Below are 23,325 nucleotides of genomic sequence, written 5' to 3'. Positions count from 1 at the left end.
ATCACACCGTCTCTATCAACATCGCGCCGCCCTGCCCGCCACCGATGCATTCGGTGGCGATGCCGCGCCTGGTGCCGAGCCGCTTCATCGCATTGACCAGATGCAGCACGATGCGGTTGCCGCTGGTGCCGACGGGATGGCCGAGGCTGATCGCGCCGCCGTCGACGTTCAGCTTCGCGCGGTCGATCTCGCCGGCCGCGCCGTCGAGCCCGAGGATTTCGCGGCAGAATGTCTCGTCGTTCCACGCCGCGAGGCAGCCGAGCACCTGGGTGGCGAAGGCCTCGTTCAGCTCCCAGGTCTCGACGTCCTGCAAGGTCATGGCGTTGCGCTTGAGCAGCGCGGTCGCCGACAGCACCGGGCCGAGGCCCATGATCGAGGGATCGAGCGCCGACCACTGGCTGTCGAGGATGACGGCCTTCGGCGTCAGCCCGTGCTTGGCCACCGCCGTCTCCGACGCCAGGATCACCCAGGAGGCGCCGTCGGTGATCTGCGAGGAATTGCCGGCGGTGACTTGGCCCCACGGACGCTCGAACACCGGCTTCAGCTTGGCCAGGGTCTCGGGCGTCGAGTCCGGGCGAACGCCGTCGTCATGATCGTAGAACTTGCCGTCGCGGGAGAACGCGGTCTCGACCTCGCCCTTGAGAAAGCCTTGCTTCTGCGCGTTGGCCAGCCGCTGATGGCTCTCGGCGGCATATGCATCGGACTGTGCGCGCGTAATGCCGAAGAGATGGCCGACCTTCTCGGCGGTCTGCCCCATGTTGAGCTCGGTGATCGGGTCGGTCAGCCCGCGCTCGAGGCCGATGATCGGCTTGAAGTAGCTCGGCTTCACCTTCAGCGCCGCGGCGATCTTGGCACCTAGCCCCTTGGCGCCGGCAAAGCCGGCAAACCAGCGCACGCCGGAGTTGGGCCAGACCAGCGGCGCGTGGCTCAACGCCTCGGCACCGCCGGCGAGGATCAGGTCGGAGGTCCCCTCGCGGATGTAGCGGTAGCCGGTGTCGATCGACTGCATGCCGGAGCCGCAATTGATCTGCACCGTGAAGGCGACCATCTCTTCGCCCATGCCGAGCCTGAGGGCCGCGACGCGCGCCGGGTTCATCTCGTCGGCGATCACGTTGACACAGCCGAGGATCACCTGGTCGAAGGCGGTGGGCGCGAACGGCTGCCGTGCCAGCAGCGGCCGGCCGCATTGCACGGCGAGATCGACCGGGGTGAACGGGCCGGGACCGGAGCGCGCCTTCAGGAACGGCGTCCGGCTGCCGTCGACGATAAAGACTGGTCGCGCCATCAGCTCGCCGCCCTCTGCTCACCAAGCTCCTGGAAGAACTGATGCACGTCGGCGGATTTCTTGTAAATCGGGGACAGCGCCTCCGGCGCAAAATCATCAACCTCGATGACCTTGGCGACGGCCTCATCGGCGGCGGCGAGCTTCTCGCCGTCGGCCACGGTGATGACGCCTTTCTTCACCGCCTCCTTCCAGTCGTGCAGGCGCGCCGCGCGCAGCTGCTTGGCGGCGTCCTCGGCTTCGGTGACGAGGCGGAAGGCCTTTTCCAGCCGCGCGATACCGCCGTCATCCTCGACAAAGGCGAGGTCCGGCGTCAGGCGATCGCGCGCCAAAGACGGCGACAGTACGAGCTGCGCGCATTGCTGCACGACGCGATCCGACGGGCCGGTGACGCGGGCGCCGAACGGCTGGATCAGGAATTTCAGCAGCCAAGCCACCGGGCGGTTCGGCAGATTGCCGAAGATTTCCGCAAAGCGGTTCTCGATGGTCTTGAAGCCGGATGCCATGCACCATTCGAGCGCGGGAAGATCCTCCTTCTGCCGCCCCTCGTCCTGCCAGCGCTTCAGCGCGGCGGACAGCAGATACAGCTCGGACAGGATGTCGCCGAAGCGCGCCGAGAGCATCTCCTTGCGCTTCAATGCGCCGCCGAGGGTGAGCAGCGCCATGTCGGCGCACAGCGCGAACGCCGACGAGTAGCGCGAGAGCTGGCGATAGAACTCGGTTGCGTCGCCGGCATCCGGCGCCGGCGCGAACAGGCCGAAGCTCCAACTGCGGCCCCAGGCGCGGAACATCGTCGCGAAGCTGTGGCCGACATGCTTCCAGAACGCGGTGTCGAACGCGGTGAGGCCCTTGTCGCGGTCGGGCTCGCTGAGCGCGTTCATCTCCTGCAACAGGTAGGGATGGGCGCGGATCGCGCCCTGCCCGAACACGATCAGGTTGCGGGTCAGGATGTTGGCGCCCTCGACCGTGATGCCGACCGGCACCGAGCGGTAGAGCCCGCCGAGATAATTCTGCGGTCCGTCGATCACCGCCTTGCCGCCATGAATGTCCATGGCGTCGTCGATCGCGATCCGCATCCGCTCGGTGGCGTGCAGCTTCATGATCCCCGAGATGACGGCGGGATGATGCCCCTCGTTCAGCGCCGCGCAGGTCAGCCGCCGCGCGGCGTCGAGCAAATACGCGGTACCGACGATGCGGGCGAGCGGCTCCTCGATACCCTCGAATTTCGAGATCGAGATGCCGAACTGCTCGCGGATGCGGGCATAGGCGCCGGTGGTGCGCGCGGCATAGGCAGCGCCGGCCGCCGACAACGACGGCAGCGAGATGCCGCGGCCGGCGGCGAGCGCCGTCATCAGCATCTTCCAACCCTGACCCAGCCGCTCCTGACCGCCGATGATGTAGTCGAGCGGAATGAAGACGTCCTTGCCCCGGTTCGGGCCATTCTGGAACACCTGCATCGCCGGCAGATGGCGGTGGCCGATCGAGACGCCGGGCAGATGGGTCGGGATCAGCGCGACGGTGATGCCGAGCTCGTCCTCGCTGCCGACCAGGTGATCGGGATCATAGGCCTTGAACGCAAGTCCGAGCAGCGTCGCCACCGGCCCCAGCGTGATGTAGCGCTTGTGCCAGTTGAGCCTCAAGCCGAGCACCTCGCGGCCTTCGAAATTGCCCTTGCAGATGATGCCGGTGTCGATCATCGAGGCGGCGTCGGAGCCGGCTTCCGGGCTGGTCAGCCCGAAACAGGGAATGTCCTGGCCGGAGGCGAGGCGCGGCAGCCATTTGTCCTGTTGCTCTTTGGTGCCGAAGCGCATCAGGAGTTCACCCGGCCCGAGCGAGTTCGGCACCATCACGGTAACGGCCGCGGTCAGCGAACGCGACGAGATCTTGCGCACCACTTCGGAATGCGCATAGGGCGAGAAGCCGAGGCCGCCGAATTCCTTCGGGATGATCATGCCGAAGAATTTCTTGGCCTTGATGAAGGCCCAGACTTCGGGCGGCAGATCGCGCCATTCCCAGTTGATCTTCCACTCGTCGAGCATCCTGCAGAGCTCGTCGACCGGACCGTGCAGGAAGGCTTGCTCCTCGTCGGTCAATCTGGCTGGCGCAAACGCCAGCAGTTTCGACCAGTCGGGATTGCCGGTGAACAGATCGGCGTCCCACCAGACATCGCCCGCTTCCAGCGCCTCGCGCTCGGTGTCCGACATCGTCGGCAGCACGCCACGCGCCCAGGAGAAGATCGGTTTTGTCATATAGTCGCGGCGGAAGCTCATGGCGGATCCTCATGAAACGGCGGCGCGGATGGGTGATCCTATCGAAAATGCCGTCCACCGGTGAACACTTCGCTGTTCAAATAAAGCGAAATTGACGCGGCCCAGGCGCCATTCTGTTAACGGCAGGCTGCGCCTTCAGTTCCGAAAAGTGAGGTGCGACAATCAGGTAGCCGAGGTGGCGGCGGCGCCGTGCGGGATGAAGCCGGATCGATCGGACTCGCGGCAGGCTCCTCTGCACCTCTCTTGCTTGCGGGGGAGGTCGCATCGCATCGAAGATGCGATGCGGGTGGGGGCTCTCTCCACAATGCGGCTCGCGGAGAGAGCCCTCACCCCTGCCCTCCCCCGCAAGCGGGAGAGGGAGCGCAGTTCCTGCGCGGATATAACTCCATCTAGCCTGACCGCGAGCTAGGCCGGCCCTGCTCCCTGGGTTGCCGTATAAACCGCATAGAGCGACTGGCTTGCCGCCATGAACAGGCGATTGCGCTTGGGGCCGCCGAAGGTGATGTTGCCGCAGACCTCAGGCAGCCGGATGCGGCCGAGCAGCTTGCCGTCCGGCGACCACACCGTCACGCCGCTGTAACCGACGGCGCGGCCGGCATTGCTCGAGCACCAGACATTGCCGTTGACGTCGCAGCGGATGCCGTCCGGTCCGCACTTCACGCCGTCGATCGTGAAGTCGCTGAACCGCTTGCCGTTGGAAAGCTTGTTGTCGGCGCCGACATCGAACACGAAAACGTCGCCCTTGCCGCCGGGGCCGCTATCGCCCGGTCCCTTGCCGGTCGAGACCACGTAGAGCTTCTTGTAGTCCGGCGAGAAGCAGAGGCCGTTCGGATCGGGCACCTGGTCCTCGCTGACCACGAGATCGAGGCGGCCGGAGGGATCGATGCGATAGCAATTGGTCGGCAGCTCGCGCTTGGCCGGCACGAAGCCCGCCGGCTGCCCGATCCGGGGATTGAGCTTGCCGGCCGGATTGCCCGGGCCGCCCGCGGCGTCAGGTTCGCCCTCATAGAGCTGGCCGCCATAGGGCGGATCGGTGAACCAGTAGCTGCCGTCGGGATGCGCGACGACGTCGTTCGGCGAGTTCAGCCGCTTGCCTTGATAGTTATCGGCGAGCACGGTCGCGGTGCCGTCATTCTCGTAGCGCGTCACGCGACGGGTGAGATGCTCGCAGGACAGCTGGCGGCCCTGGAAGTCGAACGAATTGCCGTTCGAGTAGTTCGACGGCATGCGGAAGACGCTGACATGGCCGTCATCCTCCGACCAGCGCATCTGCCGGTTGTGGGGATGTCGCTCCACAACAGATAACGGCCCTGCGAACTCCAGGCCGGGCCTTCCGCCCACAGCACACCGGTGAAGAGGCGCTTGATCGAGGTGTTGGGCTGGGCAAGGTCGTTGAAGGACGGATCGACCGCGATGATGTCGGGGTCCCAGAAATAGGTGGTCGGCGCACCGCGCGGACTGAAGTCGCGCGGCGGGCTGGTGATCGTCGTCGGCGGCCCGACCGGCGCGGGCGCGTTCTGAGCCAGCGCGCTGCCGATGCCCGCGACGGCGGCGGCGGAAGCCGCAAGCCCCTGAACCAGCGTGCGTCGTGAGACATTCGGATCGCGTTGTTCTTCGTTCGGATCGCGCCGCGGTTGGCGTGTCATCGCATCCTCCCACTCTGTTGGCTGGCCGTTGATCCGGCCTGGCGGGTGGAGGTTAGACTGCTCTCGGAGAGGTTGCGAGTGACGGTTTTTCATCCCCGCGCGCGGAGATTTCACATTGTTGTGGCGCGGGCCGTCGTTGCGGGGCGACGTCTCTTACCTCGCCCCGCTTGCGGGGAGAGGTCGGAACGCATCGCCGGATGCGTTCCGGGTGAGGGGGTACAGGTCTCATCGCCGACAGAACTTGCGGAAGCAGCCCCTCACCCCTGCTTTCTAAGAGCGAGCTTCGCTCGTCTCGACCCCGCAAGAGCGGGGCGGAAGAGCTAATCCGGCCGGATCATCTCGAACATGTTTTCCGGCTTGATCTCGAAGTAGTCGCCGCGGCGGCCGGCGCGGACGATCGGGTGCGCGAGGCCGGTCTGGTAGACGCCGTCCTTGATGAAGGCCTTGTCGATGTGGACGGCGACGACCTCGCCGAGCGTCAGCCACGCCTCGGCCTTCTTGCCGTCGGCGCCCTGGAGCTGGACGATCTGGCTCACCTTGCATTCGAACGACACCGGGCTTTCGGCGACCCGCGGCACGTTGACGAGCTTGCCGGCGACCTGCGTGAGCCCCGCGAGCTTGAACTCGTCGACATCGCGCGCGACATGCGCCGCCGTCGCGTTCATGTGCCTGGCGAGATCCATCGTCGCCAGATTCCAGACGAACTCGCCGGTGTCCTGGATGTTGGCGACGCTGTCCTTCCAGTTGGTGGAGGAGAAGCCGATGATCGGCGGCACGTAGCAGAAGGCGTTGAAGAAGCTGTAGGGCGCGAGGTTGACGTTGCCGCCCTTGTCGCGCGAGGAGATCCAGCCGATCGGCCGCGGCGCCACGATGGCGTTGAACGGGTCGTGCTTCAGGCCGTGGCCGTTCTTCGGCTCGTAGAAGTGCAGGTCTTTGGCGGTCACGGCTGGCCCCTCTCACGTGGCCCGGATGGAGCGCAGCGCAATCCGGAACGGTCTCGCAAGCGGAAATGGCCCCGGATTGCGCTGCGCTCCATCCGGGCCACAAACCGATTTGCCTGCTATGCGAGAAGAGTCAACTGACGAAAATGTCAGGGCTGGCGCTCAGTTGGCGCGGCCGCGCGGCGACAGGCCGGCGATCACGAAATCGATCATCTGGTCGATGGTCGGGCCCGGCTTGGTCGCACACTGGGCGATCATCTGCGGGTGGAAGAACCGCATCATCGCCGTGCAGGCGCACAGCGAGGCGAGTTGCAGGTCCTTGATCTCGAACTCCCCCGACGCGGCTCCTTGCGCGATCACCTCGCCGATAATGGAGGCGATACACTCCATGTGGGCGACGCAGACGTCCCAGTCCTCCTGCATCGCGATCTCGACCATCTCGTGCAGCTTGGAGTCACCGACATAGCGTTCGGTGTTCATGCGATTGATGGTCGTCATCAGCTGGCGCAGGCGCGACGCCGCCGGCCCTTCCGAGCGCGCGATGCGCTGGGCCTCGATCTCGACCTCGCCCATCAGGCCGCGGGCCACGCTTTCGTGGATCGACTTCTTCGAATCGAAGAAGCGGTACACGTTGGCGGGGCTCATCCGCAGCTCTTTGGCGATATCGGCGACCGTCGTCTTCTGGTAGCCGATCTGCCGGAACAAGCGCTCCGCCACCACGAGAATCCGCTCGCGGGTGTCGGTTTCGCTATGTTCCGAGATCAGTGTCATGTTGGCCTGCTCAATCTTCAATTATTCGGCCGCCTCAGCAAGCGGAAATGCGCGTTGCGCATCGCCGGCATGCTGCGGCGCAGTATCGGTTTGCTCGGAGCCGCTCTCCTCGAGGGTCTTGCGGAACCAGAGGGCGTAAAGGCCCGGCAGATACAGCAAGGTCAGGAAAGTCGCAACAAACAAACCGCCCATGATGGTGATCGCCATCGGGCCCCAGAACGCCGAGCGCGACAGCGGGATCATGGCAAGGATGGCGGCCAGGGCCGTCAGCACCACCGGCCGGGCGCGCCGGACGGTGGCTTCGACGATCGCCTCGCGCCGGGTCAGGCCGGACGCCACGTCGCTCTCGATCTGGTCGACCAGGATCACGGCGTTGCGCATGATCATGCCGGCGAGCGCGATCAGGCCGAGCAGCGCCACGAAGCCGAACGGCTGGTTGGCCACGTTCAGCCCCAGCGAGGCGCCGACGATGCCGAGCGGCGCCGTCAGGAACACCAGGAACAGGCGCGAGAAGCTCTGCAGCTGGATCATCAGCAGCGTCAGCATCACCATCACCATCACGGGGAAGAGGATGAAGATCGACGCATTGCCCTTGGCGGATTCCTCGAACGCCCCGCCCGGCTCGATCCGGTAGGCCGGCTCGAGATGGGCCTGGATGTCCTTCAGCTTCGGCGAGATCTGGTTGGTGACGTCGGGCGCCTGCACGCCGTCGACGACGTCGGACCGCACGGTGATCGCCATGTCGCGGTTGCGCCGCCACAGGATCGGCTCCTCATGCGCATATTCGATCTTCGCAATCTGCTGCAGCGGGACGGCGACGCCGTTGCGCGTGGTGATGGTGAGATCGCCGACGCGGCCGAGATCGAGCCGCTCGGACGGCACCGCGCGGGCGACCACGCCGACCTTCTCGATGCCGTCGCGGATCGTGGTGACCGGCGCGCCCGAGATCAGCATCGCCAGCGCCTGCGAGACGTCCTGCGGGGTCAGGCCGAGCGCGCGCGCCCGATCCTGGTCGACGGCGAGCTTCAGGTAGGGCGACTGCTCGTTCCAGTCGAGCTGGACGTCCTTGACGTTCTTGTTCTGGCGCATGACGTCGCGCACCTGGTAGGCGATGTCGCGCACCTTGTTGGCATCGGGGCCGATCACGCGGAACTGGACCGGGAAGCCGACCGGCGGACCGAAGTTGAAGCGGTCGACCCGGACCCGCGCCTCGTTCAGCGCGCCATCGGCGGCGGCCTGCTCGATCTTGGCCTTGACGCGCTCGCGCGCCTCGACGTTCTTGGCGAGGATCACGATCTCGGCAAAGGCCTCGTTCGGCAGCTGCGGGTTGAGGCCGAGCCAGAAGCGCGGCGAACCCTGGCCGACATAGGCGGTGTAGGTCTGGATGTCGTCATCGCCCTTCAGCAGCCCTTCGGCCTTCTTCACCGTCTTCTCGGTGACGTTGAAGGCGGTTCCCTCGGGCAGACGGAGCTGCAGGAACAACTCGGGCCGCTCCGACAGCGGGAAGAACTGCTGCTGGACGTGGCCGAACGCAACGATGGAGGCAACGAAGACGCCGACGGTCGCCGCCACCACCTTGATGCGGTGATCGACGCACCATTGCACGACGCTGCGCAAGCCGCGATACATCCGCGTCTCGTAGATCGCGTGCGGATCGTGGTTCTGGTGCACCTTGATGTTGGGCAGCAGCTTGACGCCGATATAGGGCGTGAAGATCACCGCGACGAACCAGGAGGCGACCAGCGAGATCGCCACGATCCAGAAGATGCCGCCGGCATATTCGCCGACCGCCGAATTGGCAAAGCCGATGGGGAGGAAGCCGGCGGCCGTGACCAGCGTTCCCGTGAGCATCGGAAACGCGGTGGATTCCCAGGCAAAGGACGCCGCCTTCATGCGGTCCCAGCCCTGCTCCATCTTCACCACCATCATCTCGACCGCGATAATGGCGTCGTCGACCAGAAGGCCGAGCGCGATGATCAGCGCGCCGAGCGTGATGCGGTGCAGGTCGAGCGACATCGCGTTCATCACGATGAAGACGATGCCGAGCACCAGCGGCACCGACAGCGCGACCACGATGCCGGTGCGCCAGCCGAGCGCGACAAAGGAGACGAACAGCACGATCGCGAGCGCCTCGACGAAGGAGTGCACGAACTCGCCGACGGCGTGCTCGACCACCTTGGGCTGGTCGGCGATCTGCTGGATATCGATGCCCTGCGGCACCGCCTTCAGGAACTCGGCGGTCGCCTTCTGGACCTCCTTGCCGAGCTCGAGGATGTTGGCGCCCTTGGCGGTGACGACGCCGATGCCGAGCGCCGGCTTGCCTTCCTGCCGCACCACGAAGCTCGGCGGATCGACATAGCCGTGAGAGACGGTCGCGATATCGCCGAGCCGGAACACGCGGCCGTTGCTCTCGACCGGCGTTTCGGCAACCGCCTTGACGCCGTCAAGCGCGCCGGTGACGCGCAGCGGCACGCGCTGCGATGAGCTCTCGACGGTGCCGGCCGGGGTGACGTTATTCTGCTTGGCGAGCGAGTCGAACAGCGCCTGCGGCGTGATGCCGAGCGTCGCCAGCTTGGCATGCGAGAACTCGACGAAGATACGCTCGTCCTGCGTACCGTAGAGATCGATCTTGGTGACGCCCGGCACCTTCAGCAGGCGCTGGCGAAAACCCTCCGCGACCTTCTTGAGCTGCGCATAATTGGCGCCGTCGCCGGTCATCATATAGAGGATCGAATCGACGTCGGAGAATTCGTCGTTGACGACGGGACCGAGGATGCCGGAGGGCAGCTCGCCCTGCACATCGACCAGTTTCTTGCGCAACAGATAGAAGAGATAGGGCACGTCCTTCGGCGAGGTCGAGTCCTTGAAGGAGACCTGCATCGCCGTGAAGCCCGGCTTGGAATAGGTCTGCACCTTGTCGAAGAACGGCAGTTCCTGCAGCTTCTTCTCGATGGGATCGGCGACCTGCATCTGCATTTCCTGCGAGGTCGCGCCCGGCCACATCACCGAGACGTTCACCACCTTGACGGTGAAGAACGGATCCTCGGCGCGGCCGAGCTTCTCGTAGGAGAAGAAGCCGGCGGCGGCGAGAATGATCATCAGGAACAGCACCAGCGTCGGATGGCTGACCGCCCAGGCCGAAAGGTTGAAGCGCTTCATCGAACTCTCCAAGTTCTAGACCAGTCCCAGAACCGTTTCCGCTGCTATGCGAGGGTTAGAACGACAGCGACGACACGACCCGCACCTTCTGGCTCGGATCGAGTTTCTGCACACCGAGGGCGACCACCTTGGCGCCATCGTCGACGCCGCCGGAGATGACGACGTTGCTGCTCTCATAGGCCTTCACCTTGACCGGCTTCAGTGCGATGTCGCCCTTGTCATCGACGATGTAGAGCGAGGGATCGCCGCCTTGGCTGTACAGCGCCGACAGCGGCAACTTGGCGACGCGCTCGCTCGCCTTGTCGGCCAAGGTCAGCGTCGCGGTCATGCCGAGCGAGACCGCCTCGTCGGCCTCCGGCAGCGAGAATTTTGCGAGATAGGTGCGGGTGGCGGGATCGGCCTGCGGGGCGACCTCGCGCAGCCTGGCGGCATAACTCTTCTTGGCGTCCGACCACAGCGTCACCGTGGCTACGCCCGACCTGGCACGAGCAAGAAGCGTCTCTGGGATCGCGACGACAGCTTCCTTCTCGCCAAGTCGGGCGACACGGATCGAAGCCTGGCCCGCGGCAACCACCTGGCCGGGCTCGATCATGGTCGCTGTGACGACACCCCGGGTGTCGGCCACCAGCGTTGCGTAAGAGAGGGAATTCTTGGTCAGCTCGACCGAGCGCTCGGCGCGATTCAGCCGGGCGCGGGCCTCGTCGCCGGCGGCCTTGGCGGAATCGAGCGCCGCGTCGGTGGTCCAGCCCTTGGCCTTCAGGTCCTTGGCGCGCTGCTCGGCGGCCGCGGCCTGCGCCAGCACGCCGGTGGCGGCGCGGAATTCCGCCTCCGCCTGCTCGGCCTGCAGCTTCAGGTCGACCTCGTCGAGGGTGGCCAAGGGCTGGTCGACGTCGACTGTCTGTCCGACCTCAACCAGCCGCTTGGCCACCTTGCCGGCAACCCGAAAGCCCATATCGGCTTCGATACGGGGCTTGATGGTGCCGACAAAGCTGCGTTGAGGGGTTTCGGCTTCATAATGGACGGTCGCCACCAGAACGGGGCGTCCCGGATCGGTGTTCTCGGCCGCCTTTTCATTGCAGCCGGTCAGCGCGAACACCGCAAAAGCCAACGATGCTCCCGTCAAGAGCCTGTAATAGCTCGAGAAAACGGAACGAACGAACATCTGGAATCTCCATCGGGCTGACAACTGATGAAGAGTATCGATTTATCACTGATAAATGTCAATATTCGTCAGTTATAACCAATTCGTGAGGATGGCCGTGATAGGCGCGGAATTGTGGGTGTGGAAGCCCGGAAAAATGCGTCGCCCGGATGCAACAAAGCGAAATCCGGGACTGTGCATGGGGTTGTTTTCGATTTTTGTGGTCTAGCCGAGCGGCGCAGCTACTTCGCGCCGGCGAACTCGGTCTTGGTCTCGTGGCTGCCGAGGAAAACCAGCAGGCCCGCCGCGAGCGGCAACAGCGAGAGCACCAGCAGACCGGTCGACGTGCTGCCGGTGGCTTCCTTGACCCAGCCGATCAGATAGGGCCCGCCGAAACCGGCGAGGTTGCCGATCGAGTTGATCAGCGCGATCGCGCCGGCGGCGGCGGTGCCGGAGAGCCAGGCGGTCGGCAGCGTCCAGAACACCGCGAAGGTGCAGAACACGCCGATCGCGGCGATCGTCAGCACCACCATCGTCATGACCGGATCGGTGATGTAGCTGGAGACGCCGAGCGCCAGAGCGGTCAGTAGCAGCGGCGCGCCGACATGGAACACGCGTTCGCGCGTGGCATCGGAACGGCGCGCCCACAGGATCATCGCGACGGTGCCGAATGCGTACGGGATCGCGGTGACGAAGCCGGTCTGCGCGTTGGTCAGCCCGAACGCCTTGACGATCTGCGGCAGCCAGAACTGCATGCCATAGAGCGAGGCGACGAAACCGAAATAGATCGCGCTGAGCGCCAGCACCTTCGGCGACGACAGCGCCTCGCCCAGCGTGAAATGCTTCGCCGCCTGCTTGGCCGCGACCTCGGCGTCGAGCTTCGCCTTGAGCCACGCCTTCTGCTCGGCCGAGAGCCAATCGGCTTTCTCCGGCCGGTCGGTCAGATAGAACCAGGTGACGATGCCGAGCAGCACCGAGGGAATGCCCTCGATGACGAACAGCCACTGCCAGCCCTTCAGGCCCATCACGCCGTCGAGGCCGAGCAACAGGCCGGAGATCGGCGCGCCGATCACGGTCGAGATCGGCACCGCGAGCGCGAAAGCGGCGAGGAAGCGCGCACGATACTCGGCCGGGTACCAGTAGGTCAGATAGAGGATGATGCCGGGGAAGAAGCCGGCCTCGGCCACGCCGAGGAAGAAGCGCAGCGCGTAGAAGCTGTGCTCGTCATAGACCGCCGCCATCAGCGCCGAGAGGATGCCCCAGCTCACCATGATCCGGGCGATCCACTTGCTGGCGCCGAACCGCTCCAGCGCCAGGTTGCTCGGCACCTCGAAAATGAAATAGCCGATGAAGAAGATGCCGGCGCCGAACGAGAACACCACCGGCGAGAACTTCAGCTCGCTGTTCATGGTGAGCGCGGCGAAACCGAGATTGACGCGGTCGAGATAGGAGAAGAAGTAGGCCAGGATCAGGAACGGGATCAGCCGCCAGGAGATCGCGCGGATCGTCGACGTCTCGATCTCGCTGCGGGCGCCGCGATCAGGCGCAATGGTTGCTGTCTGGCTCATAAGCTGCCCCCCGGGTGTTGCTTGCCGTGAGGATTATTGGCTGGCTCCGCTTTGAGCAATGGCAAAAACTCATAGCTCACAGCGCAAACGGGAACCTTGTGCGTTTTGTGCACGGCGTCATTGCGAGCCAGCCCTATTCAGCCAGCTGGAAGCGCTCGAAGCGGTCGAGCTCTTCCTCGATGCGGCGCTTCAGCTCCTTGCGTGCCGCCTGCTTCTTGCCGTTGCCGACCCAGCTCCATTTCTGCATCAGGAGCTTCTTGTTCTGCCGGTCGGTCTTGAGGTCGAGGGCGGCGACGATGTCGTCACCGACCAGCACCGGCAGCGCGAAATAGCCGAACAGGCGCTTCTCCTTCGGCACATAGGCCTCGAAACGGTGGCCATAGCCGAAGAACAGCTCGGTGCGCTTGCGCTGGATGATCAGCGGATCGAACGGCGAAAGGATGTGAACCAGGGTGGGATCACCCTCGCCGGTCGCTTCCAGCACCTCGGGCTGCGCCCAATGCTCCTGCTTGCCGGCACCTTCCAGCGCGACCTGCACCAGCTCCTTGCGGCGCAGGCGCGCCTCGATCAGGCTGCGCACCGCCTTCTTGCTCGGCGCGTCGAGGTGGCAGATCGAATCCAGGCTGACGATGCCCTGCGAGCGCAGCGCGCGGTCGAGCAGATAGGCGGTCCTGGCCGAGGCCGGGGCCGGCTTCGGCGGCTTGTCCCAGCCGAAGTGCCGGGTCATCAGCTCATAGGTCTTCAACATGCCGGCACGCTCGCTGATCGTGACCACGCCGCCATAGAAGGCGAGTTGCAGCGCGCGCTTGGAGGGCTTGCGGCTCTGCCAGAGATGCTCCTTCTCGGTCAGCACGTCGTCATCGATGTCGCGGATGGTCAGAGGACCGGCACGGAGCAGCCGCAGCACCTTGCGCGTATCTGCCGGGGTCACCGACGAGAACCATTTGTGGCCCTCGCGCCTGTGCGCCTTCATCGCGGGCAGGAAGATGCCGATATCCTTGGACGGCACGTAGGACAGCGCGTGCGTCCAGTACTCGAACACGCTCTTGTCCCGGCTCTGCGCCTGCTTGAGGTCGGCGCGGCGGTAGTCCGGAATGCGGGTGAACAGGATGTGATGATGGCAGCGTTCGATCACGTTGATGGTGTCGATCTGCACATAGCCGAGATGATCGACCGCGGCCGCCACCGCTGACGCTCCCTCTCCGAACGGCGCCTCTGTATCGAGCCGCTGCGCACGCAGCCAGATGTGGCGGGCGCTAGCATTGTTCAACGAAAGGGGTTCGGCGGCGCGGGACATTGCCCCGCCAATGTAGTCAGATTCGCGCCGGTGTGGAGGGCGGGCCGGCGATCAATCGTGACCCAGATCACATTCCGGGTTTTGAACCCGTTCTAGGCTCCCAGCATCAAACCGACAGCAGCCGGATTGGCTAGCCAGACATTTGAGGACGAGAACCATGACCCGCTCTTTTTCCGTGTCACTTCTGACAATCGGCGCAGCGCTGTCGATGACGGCGGGCGTTGCACTGGCCGGCAGCGAGGCCGTTCCGGCCGCTCAGATCCTCAATGCGCTGAAGCCGAAGTCGGTCACCCGCAGCCTCGCCGCCGGCACGCAGGTCGACCCCGCGGCTTCCGCCAAGGAGGCGAGCTTCCTCAACACCGTCCGCAACCGGCAGACCCGTTCGTTGTCGCGCGTTGAACGCCAGGAGATCGCCGACATTGCGGCCAACAAGCCGAAGATCGACCTGGAGATCCACTTCGACTACAACTCGGCCGACATCAGCAAGGGCTCGACCCAGGCGGTGGAGGAGCTCGGCAAGGCGCTGTCGGATGCCAGCATGAAGGGCTCGACCTTCGTCGTCGCCGGCCATACCGATGCGATCGGCGGCGAGGCCTATAACCAGGACCTGTCGGAGCGCCGCGCCGACACCATCAAGAAATATCTGGTCGAGCATTACGGTCTGAACGGCTCGGATCTCGTCACCGTCGGCTACGGCAAGACCCGGCCGAAGGACCCGAGCGCGCCGATGGACCCGACCAATCGCCGCGTGCAGGTCGTCAATATGGATACCAAGACCGCGTCGCAGTAATCTCTTTGTATTCTCGATCCGCCTGCCAGTGCGGCAGGCGGATCAATCATATCCAACCCTGAAACAGCATCAGCCGGTTGAATGTCGCCATCGACGTCTCGATGACAGCGGCCGTGACGGGCAGCATCGCAACAAACCCTGCGCATCCAACCGCGACGAACGTCCACAGCAGCCAGCGCGGCGCCCCCTTGCGTGTCAAGGCGTAGACCAGCACGAAGCTCGCGGCGGTCGCCGCGGGCAAATAGTAATAGATGAAACCGAGCGTGCGCGGCAGCAGCGCCCAGGCGAGATACGGGCCGAGGTAGAACGCCGCCACGAGAAATGCATCACAGCCGCGCCCGACGATCCAGTCGCGCAGCGCAATGATCAGCGCGATCAATGCCGGCCACAGCACCAGCGGGTTGCCAAGGAACACGATCGCGGCGAACCTGTCGTCGCCGACCTTCTCGAACAGGTACCAGACCGGGCGCACCAGGAACGGCCAGGACGGCCATGAGCTCATATAGGTATGGCCCGCGATCGCGGTCGTGGTGTTGTCGGCAAGGATGCGGCGCTGCGCCTCGATGATATCCGTGAACGAGAGGCCATAGAGCGGCACGAAGGTCGCGAGATAGACGGCCGCCGGGATCAGCACGAAACAGACGATGACGTGCGGAACACGAAAGTCCGGCCATAGATCCGGCCGGTACCAATCCTCCGCATTGGCGTCGGCAAAGCGCGTGCGCCAGCCCTGCATCAGGCGGATCGCAGCGACAATCGCGATGCAGGTCGCGAGCACGAACAGGCCGCTCCATTTGCAGGCAGTGGCAAGCCCCGCGAAGAGCCCTGCCAGCGCGAATGCGGATTGCGGTCTTGGTTGCCTGAAGCCGTGAACGAACGCCGCGATCGCGAACAGGCCGAAGGCGAGCGCGAAAATATCCAGCATCGCGATCCGCGATTGCACGAACAGCATCTGGTTGAAGAAGGCGAGCAGCACGGCTGCGATCGCGCGTTCCTGCGACGCGAACAGCGCAAGCCCGCCGAGATAGACGCCGACCAGCGCCAGCGCACCGAACAGCGCCGCGGGATAACGCCATCCGAGCGGTACGTCGCCGAACGCCTTGATTGAGAGCGCGATGATCTCCTTGGCGAGCGGCGGATGCATCGGATTGAGGATCGGGCCCTCGCGCACCGGCAGCAGCATCTGCCGCGCCGCCGGCACGTAGTGCACCTCGTCGAAATAGAGCTTGTCCGGTGCCGTGATCCCGAGCAGCAGCACGACATGGGCGACGATGAAGATGATGGCCGCGACGATCGCCGTGCGCGCGGCGGGACGTCCTGGAACAGAATGCGAGTTGGATGCGATGTTCAAAGGGCCAGCACGGTGCGGGAGGAACGCAGCTTGCGACAATTATACGATATCAGCTGCGTCCGCGATCCGTCGCCACGGTCATCTGACGGAACCATCGTGCCCATAAGGTCATGTCCCGCATCATGCGGGGGCATCCAATACGCCGCGGCCTGTCGGCCGAGCACCGAAGTCTCTGGAATGCTGGATCGCCCGGTCCCGTCTACGCCAAGGCTTCGACGAGGCTTTCGCTTTCGGGCGCGCCAAAGCTTCAGCGGAGGCGGCGAGCCGGGCGATGCCAGCGAAGCTGATGCCAGCGAAGCCCTACCTTACGCCGCCGCCTCGCCCTCATAGGCCCGGCGCAAACCTTCGATATCGAGCTTGATCATCCCGAGCACGGCCTGCATCACGCGCGCGGCGCCGGCGGCGTCGGTCCCGCCGAGATATTGGCGGACCGCCGCCGGCACGATCTGCCAAGCGACGCCGTACCGATCGCGCAGCCAGCCACACTGCTCGGCCGTGCCGCCGGCCGCGAGCAACGCATCCCACAGGCGATCGACCTCGGCCTGGTCGACACAGTCGATCGCGAACGAGACCGCGTGGGTATGCTCCATCCTCATCCCGCCGTTCAGCGCCATGAAGCGCTGACCGGCGAGCGTGAATTCGACCAGCAGCACCGTGCCGGCCTTTCCGCCGGGGCTGTCGATGACGTTCTTCTGGACGGTCTCGATCCGCGAACCGGGCAGCAGCGAGACGTAGAGGTTCGCGGCCTCCTCGGCCTCGCCGTTGAACCACAGGCAGGGAAATACCTTGGACATGCTGAACTCCTCGTGATGGCAGGATGCGATCAGGCGGTCGCCGCGGCGGACTGCGCCTTCATCGCCGCCTCGACGTCCATCCACATCACTTCCCAGATGTGACCATCGGGATCCTCGAAGCTGCGGCCGTACATGAAGCCGTAATCCTGCTGCGGCGACGGATCGGCGTTGCCGCCCGCTCCTGTCGCCTTGGCGACATAGCCGTCGACCGCGTCGCGGCTGTCGGCGGACAGGCAGATCAGCACTTCGCTTGTGGTCTTGGTGTCGGCAATTTTCTTCGGGGTGAACTCACGGAACTTGTCGTGCGTCAGCAGCATGACGTGAATCGTGTCCGAGATCACCATGCAGGAGGCGGTGTGGTCGGAAAATTGCGCGTTCTTGGTCGCGCCGATCGCCTCATAGAAGGCGGTCGCGTGGGCGAGATTGCTGACCGGCAGGTTGACGAAGATCATTGTCGGCGTGGCCATGAAAGGTGCTCCTTTTCGCGGGGTTGCGCCCCGAGGACGAACCGCCTCGCCACGTCCCGACATCACCTCGCCAATTTTTTTTGCGGCGTCCTGCCGCAGGGTGACGTCACGTCACAATCGGTGTCGGCATGGTCAGGAATGCCCGCGTCACATGCCAGAACAGCTCCCGATTGGTGGCAAGCGCCACCGAATGGGCGGTGCCGGGCAGGATGATGAACTGCCGGTCGCCGTTCGGCAGCTTGTTGAAGAACTCCTCGAGGTCTGGAACCGCGGCGATGCCGTCATATTCGCCGCGGACCAGCAGCACCGGCGCCAGCACCTTCTCCGGATGCACCACCGGCAAATTGGAGGTCATGTCCAGATAGGTGCCGGTCGGGATCTGGTCGCCGAACTGCATCTCGACATCGGCCAGCACCTCGACCACGGCGGGATCCGACGTGCCGGGCCTGTCGCGGGTTGCGATCGAGCGGATCATGTCGCGGTCGCGCTTGCGCATGTTATGGCTGCGGTAATAGGCGAGCTGCTCGGCGCGCTTTGCCAGCGTCGGCGAGCCTTCGCCCTTGTAGGTGAAGGCCGCGAATACCAGGCGGTCGATGCGCTCGGGAGCGGCCATTGCGAAAGCGCCGGCCCGTAGCGCGCCCGAGGATTCGCCGACGAAGTGATATCGCCTCTGCCCGGTCTCGCGCGCGATCACCTCGACCGCGGCCTTCAGGTCCTCGACGCCGCTTGCGATATCCGCATTGCCCGCGGTGCGGCCGGACTTGCCGTAGTTCTCGTGATCCATGGTCCAGCAGTCGAAGCCGTAGCGGGCAAATGTGTTCAGCAGCGAATACTCGCCCTTGCCGGGCACCGTGAGGTCGAACACCCTTGATGTCACCGACGAGCCGTGAACGAAGAACACTACCGGCCGCGTCGGCTCGCCCGGCTTCGGCGCGCCGATCCGCTTGCGGAACATCCACAACGGGATGTCGCCCTTCTTCGCCCAGTATTCGTTGCTCCACATTTCTCCCTCGGCAGGAACCGCGCTCGCGGCCTGCGCCGTCGCTGCGCCGAATACGCCGGCGGCCGCTGCAATGCCGATGCCTTTGATCATGCTGCGCCGCGAATGGTCAGATGACATCATGGATCCGCTCCCTTCCGGATTTCTTCGTTCGATCCGGTGCGATCGAGCATAGCAGCGCGCATGTCCGGTTGGGCGACGGGCGCATCTCGCGTCCGCCAATCCGATGCACGATTTTGTGAACGCGGTTTCCGGCAAACGGCGCGGACGACAGACGGACTTGGTCCTAGTCTCCGCCGCGATCCGACCGGAAAAATCCGGCGAGAAGCGGGAGCGAAGAATGAGCAGCAATCTCACCGACGAAGAACTTGCCGCCTTGATGCCCTCCGAACTGTGCCGGCACCACACGCCGATCCCGACCCAGATCGTCTCCAGCGACGAATTCTATCCCGACCCGCAGAACGAACGTCAGCGCGAGGTCGAGGCGCGGCTGCTCGCGATGGCCGACGATCTTGGCGCCAAGCAGGGCCTCGATCGCCGCAGATTCTTCCAGACCGCGGCCGGCATGGCCGCCTCCTTCGTCGCGATGAATCAGGTTTACGGGGAGCTGTTCGCCGTGACGCCGGCGGAGGCCGCGACACCCGCGATGGCGCAGGAGCGCGCCAACTCCCTGAAAGATCAGTTCATCATGGACATGCACACACATTTCCTGCGCGACGACACCCGCATCACGGGTTTTGTGGAAATGCGCAAGGCGGTCGGCAAGGCCGGCTGGAACAAGGAGCTCAACGATCACGAGCAGACCATCGAGGATCTCAAGTTCAACAACTACAAGAAAGAGATGTTTCTCGATTCCGACACCAAGATCGCGCTGATCTCCTCGGCGCCGTCGGATATCGAGCAGGACTGGTTCCTGACCAACGAGCAAATGGCCGACGCCCGCAAGAAGATGAACGACGAGGCCGGCTCGCGACGCGTGTTCTGCCACGCCATCTTCACGCCCGGGCAGCCTGGCTGGCTCGACAAGCTCGACGCCGCATTGGCGCTGAAGCCGGAATCCTGCAAGGGCTACACGATCGGCGACAACACCCACAAGGAGATCAGCCGCTACCCCTGGCGGCTGGACGACGAGAAGGTCGCCTACAAGGGTTACGAGAAGATGGTGAAGGCGGGCATCAAGAATGTCTGCGTCCACAAGGGATTGTTTCCGCCCGGGATCGAGAAGCAATATCCGAATCTGCGCGGCTTCGCCGACGTTGCCGATGTCGGCCGAGCGGCCAAGGACTGGCCGCAGCTCAACTTCATCATCTACCACTCGGCCTATCGCCATGTCGGCGGCGACCCGAAGGTCGCGCTCGCCGAGTTCGAGCGCACCGGCCGCATCGCCTGGACCTCGGACCTCGCCGACATCCCGGCGCAGTATGGCGTCAACAACGTCTATGGCGACGTCGGGCAATTGTTTGCAACCACACTGGTCGCCGAGCCCAATGTCTGCGCCGCACTGATGGGCACCCTGATCAAGGGCCTCGGCGTCGACCACGTCTGCTGGGGCACCGATGCGCTGTGGACGGGCGCGCCGCAATGGCAGATCGAGGGCCTACGGCGGCTGGAAATCCCGGAGACGATGCAGAAGAAGTTCGGCTATGCACCGCTCGGCCCCGCCGACGGGCCGGTCAAGACGGCGATCTTCGGCGACAACAACGCCCGACTCTACAACATCCAGCCGAAGCGCGCCATGCTCGACCTCAAGGGCGATCGCTTTGCGATGATGAAGGCGCAGTATGAGAAGGCCGGCCCCGAACCGTCGAATACGCGTTACGGCTATGTCGTGCCGAACGATGTGATCGATCACCGGGTGTTTGCTTGAGCCCGTCGTTCCGGGGCGACGCGCGAGTGTCGAACCTCAGATGCGCAATTGCGCATCGGGGAACCCTCGAGATTCCGGGTTCTCGCTTCGCGAGCCCCGGAATGACTGCGTCACCTCCCCGTAAAATTCGGCTTGCGCTTCTCGCTGAAGGCCTTGGCGCCTTCCTTGAGGTCCTCGCTGTCCTTGATGGCGTCGAGCTGCCGGCGCACCTCCGCGACCGTCTCCAGCGGCCCCTTCGGCATCGCGTCGCGCGCGAGCTTCTTCAGCGCCTGCACCACCAGCGGCGCGTTGCCCGCGATCTTGGCCGCCAGCTCCTGCGCGGCCGCAAGGTGCCGCCCCGGCGGCGTGATGCGGTTGACGAAGCCGATCTGGTAGGCCCGCTCGGCCGATAGCTCCTCGCCGACAAGCAGGAACTCCATCGCGATCTTGTGCGGCATCCGCGCCAGCACCGAGGAGACGCCGCCGCCGGTGGTGCCGATCTTGGCTTCCGGATAGACGAACCGCGTCGTCTCCGAGGCGACGCAGATGTCGGCCATCTGCACCAGAACGAAGCCGCCGCCCACCACCCAGCCCGACGTCGCCGCAATCACCGGCTTGTCGAGCTCGACGCCGAGCCCGGGCACCGCCTGCCACATATTGGCGGGGAAATCCCGGACGTCGGCGCCGACACAGAAGTACTTCTCCTCGGCCGAGGCCAGCACCGCGACGCGGTCATCGCTGTCGCGAAAGCGCCGCCAGGCTTGCTGCAACTCGTCGCACAGCGCGTTGTTGAGCGCGTTGTGCGACGCGACGCGGTCCATCGTGATGGTTGCGATGTGGTCGGCGCTCTCGTAACGCACGAGTGTCATGCTGGCCTCCTAGCCTAGACTGTCATTCCGGGGCACGCGAAGCGTGAACCCGGAATCTCGAGATTGCCCCATGCCCTATTGCGCATCCGAGGTTCGATGCTGCGCATCGCCCCGGAATGACGACGCAAACGTCGCAGCTATTTCTTCTCGTCGGGATGGCGGTGCACCGGGTCGACCCACAGCACGGTCTCCGGCTTCTCGATCGGCTCGATGTCGAGATTGATTGCGACCGCCTCGCCGTCGGAGCGCACCAGCACGCATTCCAGCACCTCGTCGCGGCTGGCGTTGATTTCCTGATGCGGCACGTAGGGCGGCACGAAGATGAAATCGCCGGGGCCGGCCTCGGCGGTGAACTGCAGCTTCTCGCCCCAGCGCATCCGCGCCTTGCCCTTCACGACATAGATGATGCTTTCGAGATGGCCGTGATGATGCGCGCCGGTCTTGGCGTCCGGCTTGATGCTGACGGTGCCTGCCCACAACTTCTGCGCGCCGACCCGGGCAAAATTGATCGCGGCCTTGCGGTCCATGCCGGCGGTTGACGGCACATTCGGATCGAGCTGGTTGCCGGGAATCACGCGGACGCCGTCGTGCTTCCAGCGCTCATCGTCGTGATGGTGATGGTCGTGGGAATGGGTGTGATCGTGGGAACCGCTCATCGTTCTTGCTTTCGTTGGTCAGGTTTCGTGCGTGGAACGCTACCGAAAAGCGCTCCCGCAGGCGAGCGCAAAATCGGAACTCGCCAAATCGGAACATCGCCATGTGCCGGCGCGTTTCTTCTTATTCCGAACGCGTTTCTTCTTATTCCGAAGGAGTAATTTCATGGGTAGCACGACCGATAGGATCAAAGGCACGGCCAACGAGGCGATCGGCAGGTTCAAGCGGCGTCTTGGCAAGGTCACCGGCTCTCCGGCGATGCAGGGCAGAGGCGCGATCCTGGAAGCCAAGGGCAAGGGACAGAAGGCACTCGGCGGCATCAAGAGGATTGTCGGCAGGGTGACCGCAGCGGCTCACTGGCCTCGCTGAACGGGAGATGACGCGGCCGCCCCATCGAGCCGGCCGTTCGAGCATGAGCGATGCTGGTCAGCCGCGCGGGCGCGCATGCGCCAGCACATCCGGATGTGTCAGCACATCCGGATTGACGACGTTGGTCGGCGTACCGGCCGCGTAAGCCAATATCTGATCGAAGATGTCGGTGAACTGGATTTCGTACTCGTCGCGCGAGACGTAGCCGAGATGCGGCGTGCAGACCACATTGTCCATATTGAGCAGCGGGTCGGCCGTGTCGCGCAGCGGCTCCCTCTCGTAGACGTCGATCGCGGCCATCCCGGGCCGGCCGGCACGCAGCGCATTGACCAGTGCGCCGGCCTCGATCAGCGGCGCGCGGCTGGTGTTGACGATCAGCGCGGTCTGCTTCATCCGCGCGAGGTCTTCCGCCTTGACGATACCGCGCGTCGCGTCCACCAGCCGCATATGCAGCGACAGTACGTCGCAGCGGGCAAAGAAATCCGCCTTGCTGGCCGCGGCCTCATAGCCGTCGGCCCGCGCCTTCGCCATCGCGCCCTCGCGCGCCCAGACCAGCACGTTCATGCCGAACGCCTTGCCATAGCCCGCGACCACCGCGCCGATGCGACCATAGCCATAGATGCCGAGCGTCTTGCCGCGCAGCGTATGACCGACGCCGATCTGCCACTTGCCCGCCTTCAGCGCCGCCATCTGTTGCGGGATCGCGCGCATCGCCGCGAGGATCATGCCCCAGGTGAACTCGGCGGTGGCGTAGGACGGCGTATCGGCATGCTGGCTCGACGACACGATGATGCCGAGCCGCGTGCAGGTGTCGATGTCGATATGCGGATAGACGCTGCGCTGGCTGATCAGCTTCAGCTTCGGCAGACGTTCGAGCAGCGGGGTGCGGATCTGGGTGCGCTCGCGGATCAGGACCAGCGCGTCGGTATCGCGCAGCCGCTCGGCCAGTGCATCGACGTCCTGGACATGATCGTTCCAGATTTTGACGTCATACCCGTCGAGCTTGCGGTAGCAATCGAGGGTGCGCAGCGTGTCGAAATAATCGTCGAGGATCGAAATCTTCATCGCTGCGCCCCAGTTGTTGTGGGCCGGTTACTTAACGCCCATCAG

Annotated in this window: 18 protein-coding genes and 1 pseudogene; 3 read left to right on the top strand and 16 right to left on the bottom strand. The window is 64.7% G+C overall.

The window, feature by feature from the left end; translation table 11 throughout:
- Window position 1: 1 nt before the first annotated feature.
- The 9 genes and pseudogenes from E2I15_RS01005 to E2I15_RS00965 all read right to left on the bottom strand — a co-directional run bounded on the left by E2I15_RS01005 (window position 2) and on the right by E2I15_RS00965 (window position 14,075).
- A complete protein-coding gene (locus tag E2I15_RS01005; protein ID WP_137478201.1) occupies window positions 2-1,285 on the bottom strand; it encodes an acetyl-CoA C-acetyltransferase in 1,284 nt (427 codons plus the stop codon).
- Window positions 1,285-3,552, bottom strand: a complete 2,268-nt coding sequence (locus E2I15_RS01000) for an acyl-CoA dehydrogenase (RefSeq protein ID WP_137478202.1) — start codon at window positions 3,550-3,552, stop codon at window positions 1,285-1,287. Before E2I15_RS01000 ends, E2I15_RS01005 begins: the two co-directional genes overlap by 1 nt.
- A gap of 405 nt (window positions 3,553-3,957) precedes the next feature.
- A pseudogene (locus tag E2I15_RS00995) lies at window positions 3,958-5,198 on the bottom strand (SMP-30/gluconolactonase/LRE family protein).
- Between the two features lie 320 nt (window positions 5,199-5,518).
- Complete coding sequence (locus E2I15_RS00990; protein WP_069277150.1) at window positions 5,519-6,142, bottom strand: flavin reductase family protein; 624 nt, start codon at window positions 6,140-6,142, stop codon at window positions 5,519-5,521.
- 159 nt (window positions 6,143-6,301) lie between these two features.
- The gene (locus E2I15_RS00985) at window positions 6,302-6,910 is read right to left on the bottom strand and encodes a TetR/AcrR family transcriptional regulator (RefSeq protein WP_137478203.1); all 609 of its coding nucleotides are present in this window, start codon (window positions 6,908-6,910) and stop codon (window positions 6,302-6,304) included.
- Between the two features lie 21 nt (window positions 6,911-6,931).
- Window positions 6,932-10,069, bottom strand: coding sequence for an efflux RND transporter permease subunit (locus E2I15_RS00980; protein WP_137478204.1), 3,138 nt, complete (start codon window positions 10,067-10,069; stop codon window positions 6,932-6,934).
- Between the two features lie 55 nt (window positions 10,070-10,124).
- Window positions 10,125-11,231 (bottom strand): efflux RND transporter periplasmic adaptor subunit, encoded by a 1,107-nt coding sequence (locus E2I15_RS00975; protein WP_137478205.1) that lies wholly within the window; start codon window positions 11,229-11,231, stop codon window positions 10,125-10,127.
- 221 nt (window positions 11,232-11,452) lie between these two features.
- Window positions 11,453-12,778 (bottom strand): MFS transporter, encoded by a 1,326-nt coding sequence (locus tag E2I15_RS00970; RefSeq protein ID WP_137478206.1) that lies wholly within the window; start codon window positions 12,776-12,778, stop codon window positions 11,453-11,455.
- A gap of 133 nt (window positions 12,779-12,911) precedes the next feature.
- Window positions 12,912-14,075, bottom strand: a complete 1,164-nt coding sequence (locus E2I15_RS00965; protein WP_137478207.1) for a winged helix-turn-helix domain-containing protein — start codon at window positions 14,073-14,075, stop codon at window positions 12,912-12,914.
- Between the two features lie 157 nt (window positions 14,076-14,232).
- On the opposite strand from E2I15_RS00965, the gene E2I15_RS00960 reads away from it, so the two are divergent.
- The gene (locus tag E2I15_RS00960) at window positions 14,233-14,865 is read left to right on the top strand and encodes an OmpA family protein (RefSeq protein ID WP_137478208.1); all 633 of its coding nucleotides are present in this window, start codon (window positions 14,233-14,235) and stop codon (window positions 14,863-14,865) included.
- Window positions 14,866-14,911: 46 nt separating this feature from the next.
- Here the strand turns inward: E2I15_RS00960 and E2I15_RS00955 are convergent, their stop codons facing one another.
- The 4 genes from E2I15_RS00955 to E2I15_RS00940 all read right to left on the bottom strand — a co-directional run bounded on the left by E2I15_RS00955 (window position 14,912) and on the right by E2I15_RS00940 (window position 18,600).
- Entirely contained in the window at window positions 14,912-16,216 is a 1,305-nt protein-coding gene (locus tag E2I15_RS00955; protein WP_137478209.1) for a phospholipid carrier-dependent glycosyltransferase, read from the bottom strand.
- A 305-nt stretch (window positions 16,217-16,521) separates the two neighbouring features.
- Window positions 16,522-17,010 (bottom strand): VOC family protein, encoded by a 489-nt coding sequence (locus E2I15_RS00950; RefSeq protein WP_137478210.1) that lies wholly within the window; start codon window positions 17,008-17,010, stop codon window positions 16,522-16,524.
- Between the two features lie 29 nt (window positions 17,011-17,039).
- On the bottom strand, window positions 17,040-17,477 hold the full coding sequence (locus E2I15_RS00945) for a VOC family protein (protein ID WP_137478211.1): 438 nt from the start codon (window positions 17,475-17,477) through the stop codon (window positions 17,040-17,042).
- A gap of 106 nt (window positions 17,478-17,583) precedes the next feature.
- A complete protein-coding gene (locus E2I15_RS00940) occupies window positions 17,584-18,600 on the bottom strand; it encodes an alpha/beta hydrolase (RefSeq protein ID WP_137478212.1) in 1,017 nt (338 codons plus the stop codon).
- A gap of 217 nt (window positions 18,601-18,817) precedes the next feature.
- Here E2I15_RS00940 and E2I15_RS00935 point away from each other — a divergent pair, with 217 nt between their 5' ends.
- Window positions 18,818-20,344, top strand: coding sequence for an amidohydrolase family protein (locus tag E2I15_RS00935; RefSeq protein ID WP_137478213.1), 1,527 nt, complete (start codon window positions 18,818-18,820; stop codon window positions 20,342-20,344).
- Window positions 20,345-20,454: 110 nt separating this feature from the next.
- Here the strand turns inward: E2I15_RS00935 and E2I15_RS00930 are convergent, their stop codons facing one another.
- Both E2I15_RS00930 and E2I15_RS00925 read right to left on the bottom strand, forming a co-directional pair.
- Entirely contained in the window at window positions 20,455-21,192 is a 738-nt protein-coding gene (locus E2I15_RS00930; protein ID WP_137478214.1) for an enoyl-CoA hydratase/isomerase family protein, read from the bottom strand.
- 137 nt (window positions 21,193-21,329) lie between these two features.
- Window positions 21,330-21,848: a cupin domain-containing protein gene (locus E2I15_RS00925; RefSeq protein ID WP_028338582.1), complete on the bottom strand. Its 519-nt coding sequence runs from the start codon at window positions 21,846-21,848 to the stop codon at window positions 21,330-21,332.
- Window positions 21,849-22,011: 163 nt separating this feature from the next.
- Here E2I15_RS00925 and E2I15_RS00920 point away from each other — a divergent pair, with 163 nt between their 5' ends.
- Window positions 22,012-22,215: a CsbD family protein gene (locus E2I15_RS00920; RefSeq protein ID WP_016846210.1), complete on the top strand. Its 204-nt coding sequence runs from the start codon at window positions 22,012-22,014 to the stop codon at window positions 22,213-22,215.
- 57 nt (window positions 22,216-22,272) lie between these two features.
- Here E2I15_RS00920 and E2I15_RS00915 read toward each other — a convergent pair whose 3' ends face one another.
- Complete coding sequence (locus E2I15_RS00915; RefSeq protein WP_137478215.1) at window positions 22,273-23,280, bottom strand: D-2-hydroxyacid dehydrogenase family protein; 1,008 nt, start codon at window positions 23,278-23,280, stop codon at window positions 22,273-22,275.
- Window positions 23,281-23,325 lie beyond the last annotated feature (45 nt).

The organism is Bradyrhizobium sp. BR2003, from assembly GCF_009720285.1.
Taxonomy (GTDB): Bacteria; Pseudomonadota; Alphaproteobacteria; order Rhizobiales; family Xanthobacteraceae; genus Bradyrhizobium; species Bradyrhizobium elkanii.
The sequence above is the reverse complement of the archived record's forward strand: the minus strand, read 5'-3'. Positions and strand labels throughout refer to the sequence as shown.

Coding starts and splice junctions, on each gene's coding strand:
- E2I15_RS01005 (WP_137478201.1), bottom strand. CDS start 1,285: ATGGCGCGACCAGTCTTTATCGTCGACGGCAGCCGGACGCCGTTCCTG.
- E2I15_RS01000 (WP_137478202.1), bottom strand. CDS start 3,552: ATGAGCTTCCGCCGCGACTATATGACAAAACCGATCTTCTCCTGGGCG.
- E2I15_RS00985 (WP_137478203.1), bottom strand. CDS start 6,910: ATGACACTGATCTCGGAACATAGCGAAACCGACACCCGCGAGCGGATT.
- E2I15_RS00980 (WP_137478204.1), bottom strand. CDS start 10,069: ATGAAGCGCTTCAACCTTTCGGCCTGGGCGGTCAGCCATCCGACGCTG.
- E2I15_RS00975 (WP_137478205.1), bottom strand. CDS start 11,231: ATGTTCGTTCGTTCCGTTTTCTCGAGCTATTACAGGCTCTTGACGGGA.
- E2I15_RS00970 (WP_137478206.1), bottom strand. CDS start 12,778: ATGAGCCAGACAGCAACCATTGCGCCTGATCGCGGCGCCCGCAGCGAG.
- E2I15_RS00965 (WP_137478207.1), bottom strand. CDS start 14,075: ATGTCCCGCGCCGCCGAACCCCTTTCGTTGAACAATGCTAGCGCCCGC.
- E2I15_RS00960 (WP_137478208.1), top strand. CDS start 14,233: ATGACCCGCTCTTTTTCCGTGTCACTTCTGACAATCGGCGCAGCGCTG.
- E2I15_RS00950 (WP_137478210.1), bottom strand. CDS start 17,010: ATGTCCAAGGTATTTCCCTGCCTGTGGTTCAACGGCGAGGCCGAGGAG.
- E2I15_RS00945 (WP_137478211.1), bottom strand. CDS start 17,477: ATGGCCACGCCGACAATGATCTTCGTCAACCTGCCGGTCAGCAATCTC.
- E2I15_RS00940 (WP_137478212.1), bottom strand. CDS start 18,600: ATGATGTCATCTGACCATTCGCGGCGCAGCATGATCAAAGGCATCGGC.
- E2I15_RS00935 (WP_137478213.1), top strand. CDS start 18,818: ATGAGCAGCAATCTCACCGACGAAGAACTTGCCGCCTTGATGCCCTCC.
- E2I15_RS00930 (WP_137478214.1), bottom strand. CDS start 21,192: ATGACACTCGTGCGTTACGAGAGCGCCGACCACATCGCAACCATCACG.
- E2I15_RS00925 (WP_028338582.1), bottom strand. CDS start 21,848: ATGAGCGGTTCCCACGATCACACCCATTCCCACGACCATCACCATCAC.
- E2I15_RS00920 (WP_016846210.1), top strand. CDS start 22,012: ATGGGTAGCACGACCGATAGGATCAAAGGCACGGCCAACGAGGCGATC.
- E2I15_RS00915 (WP_137478215.1), bottom strand. CDS start 23,280: ATGAAGATTTCGATCCTCGACGATTATTTCGACACGCTGCGCACCCTC.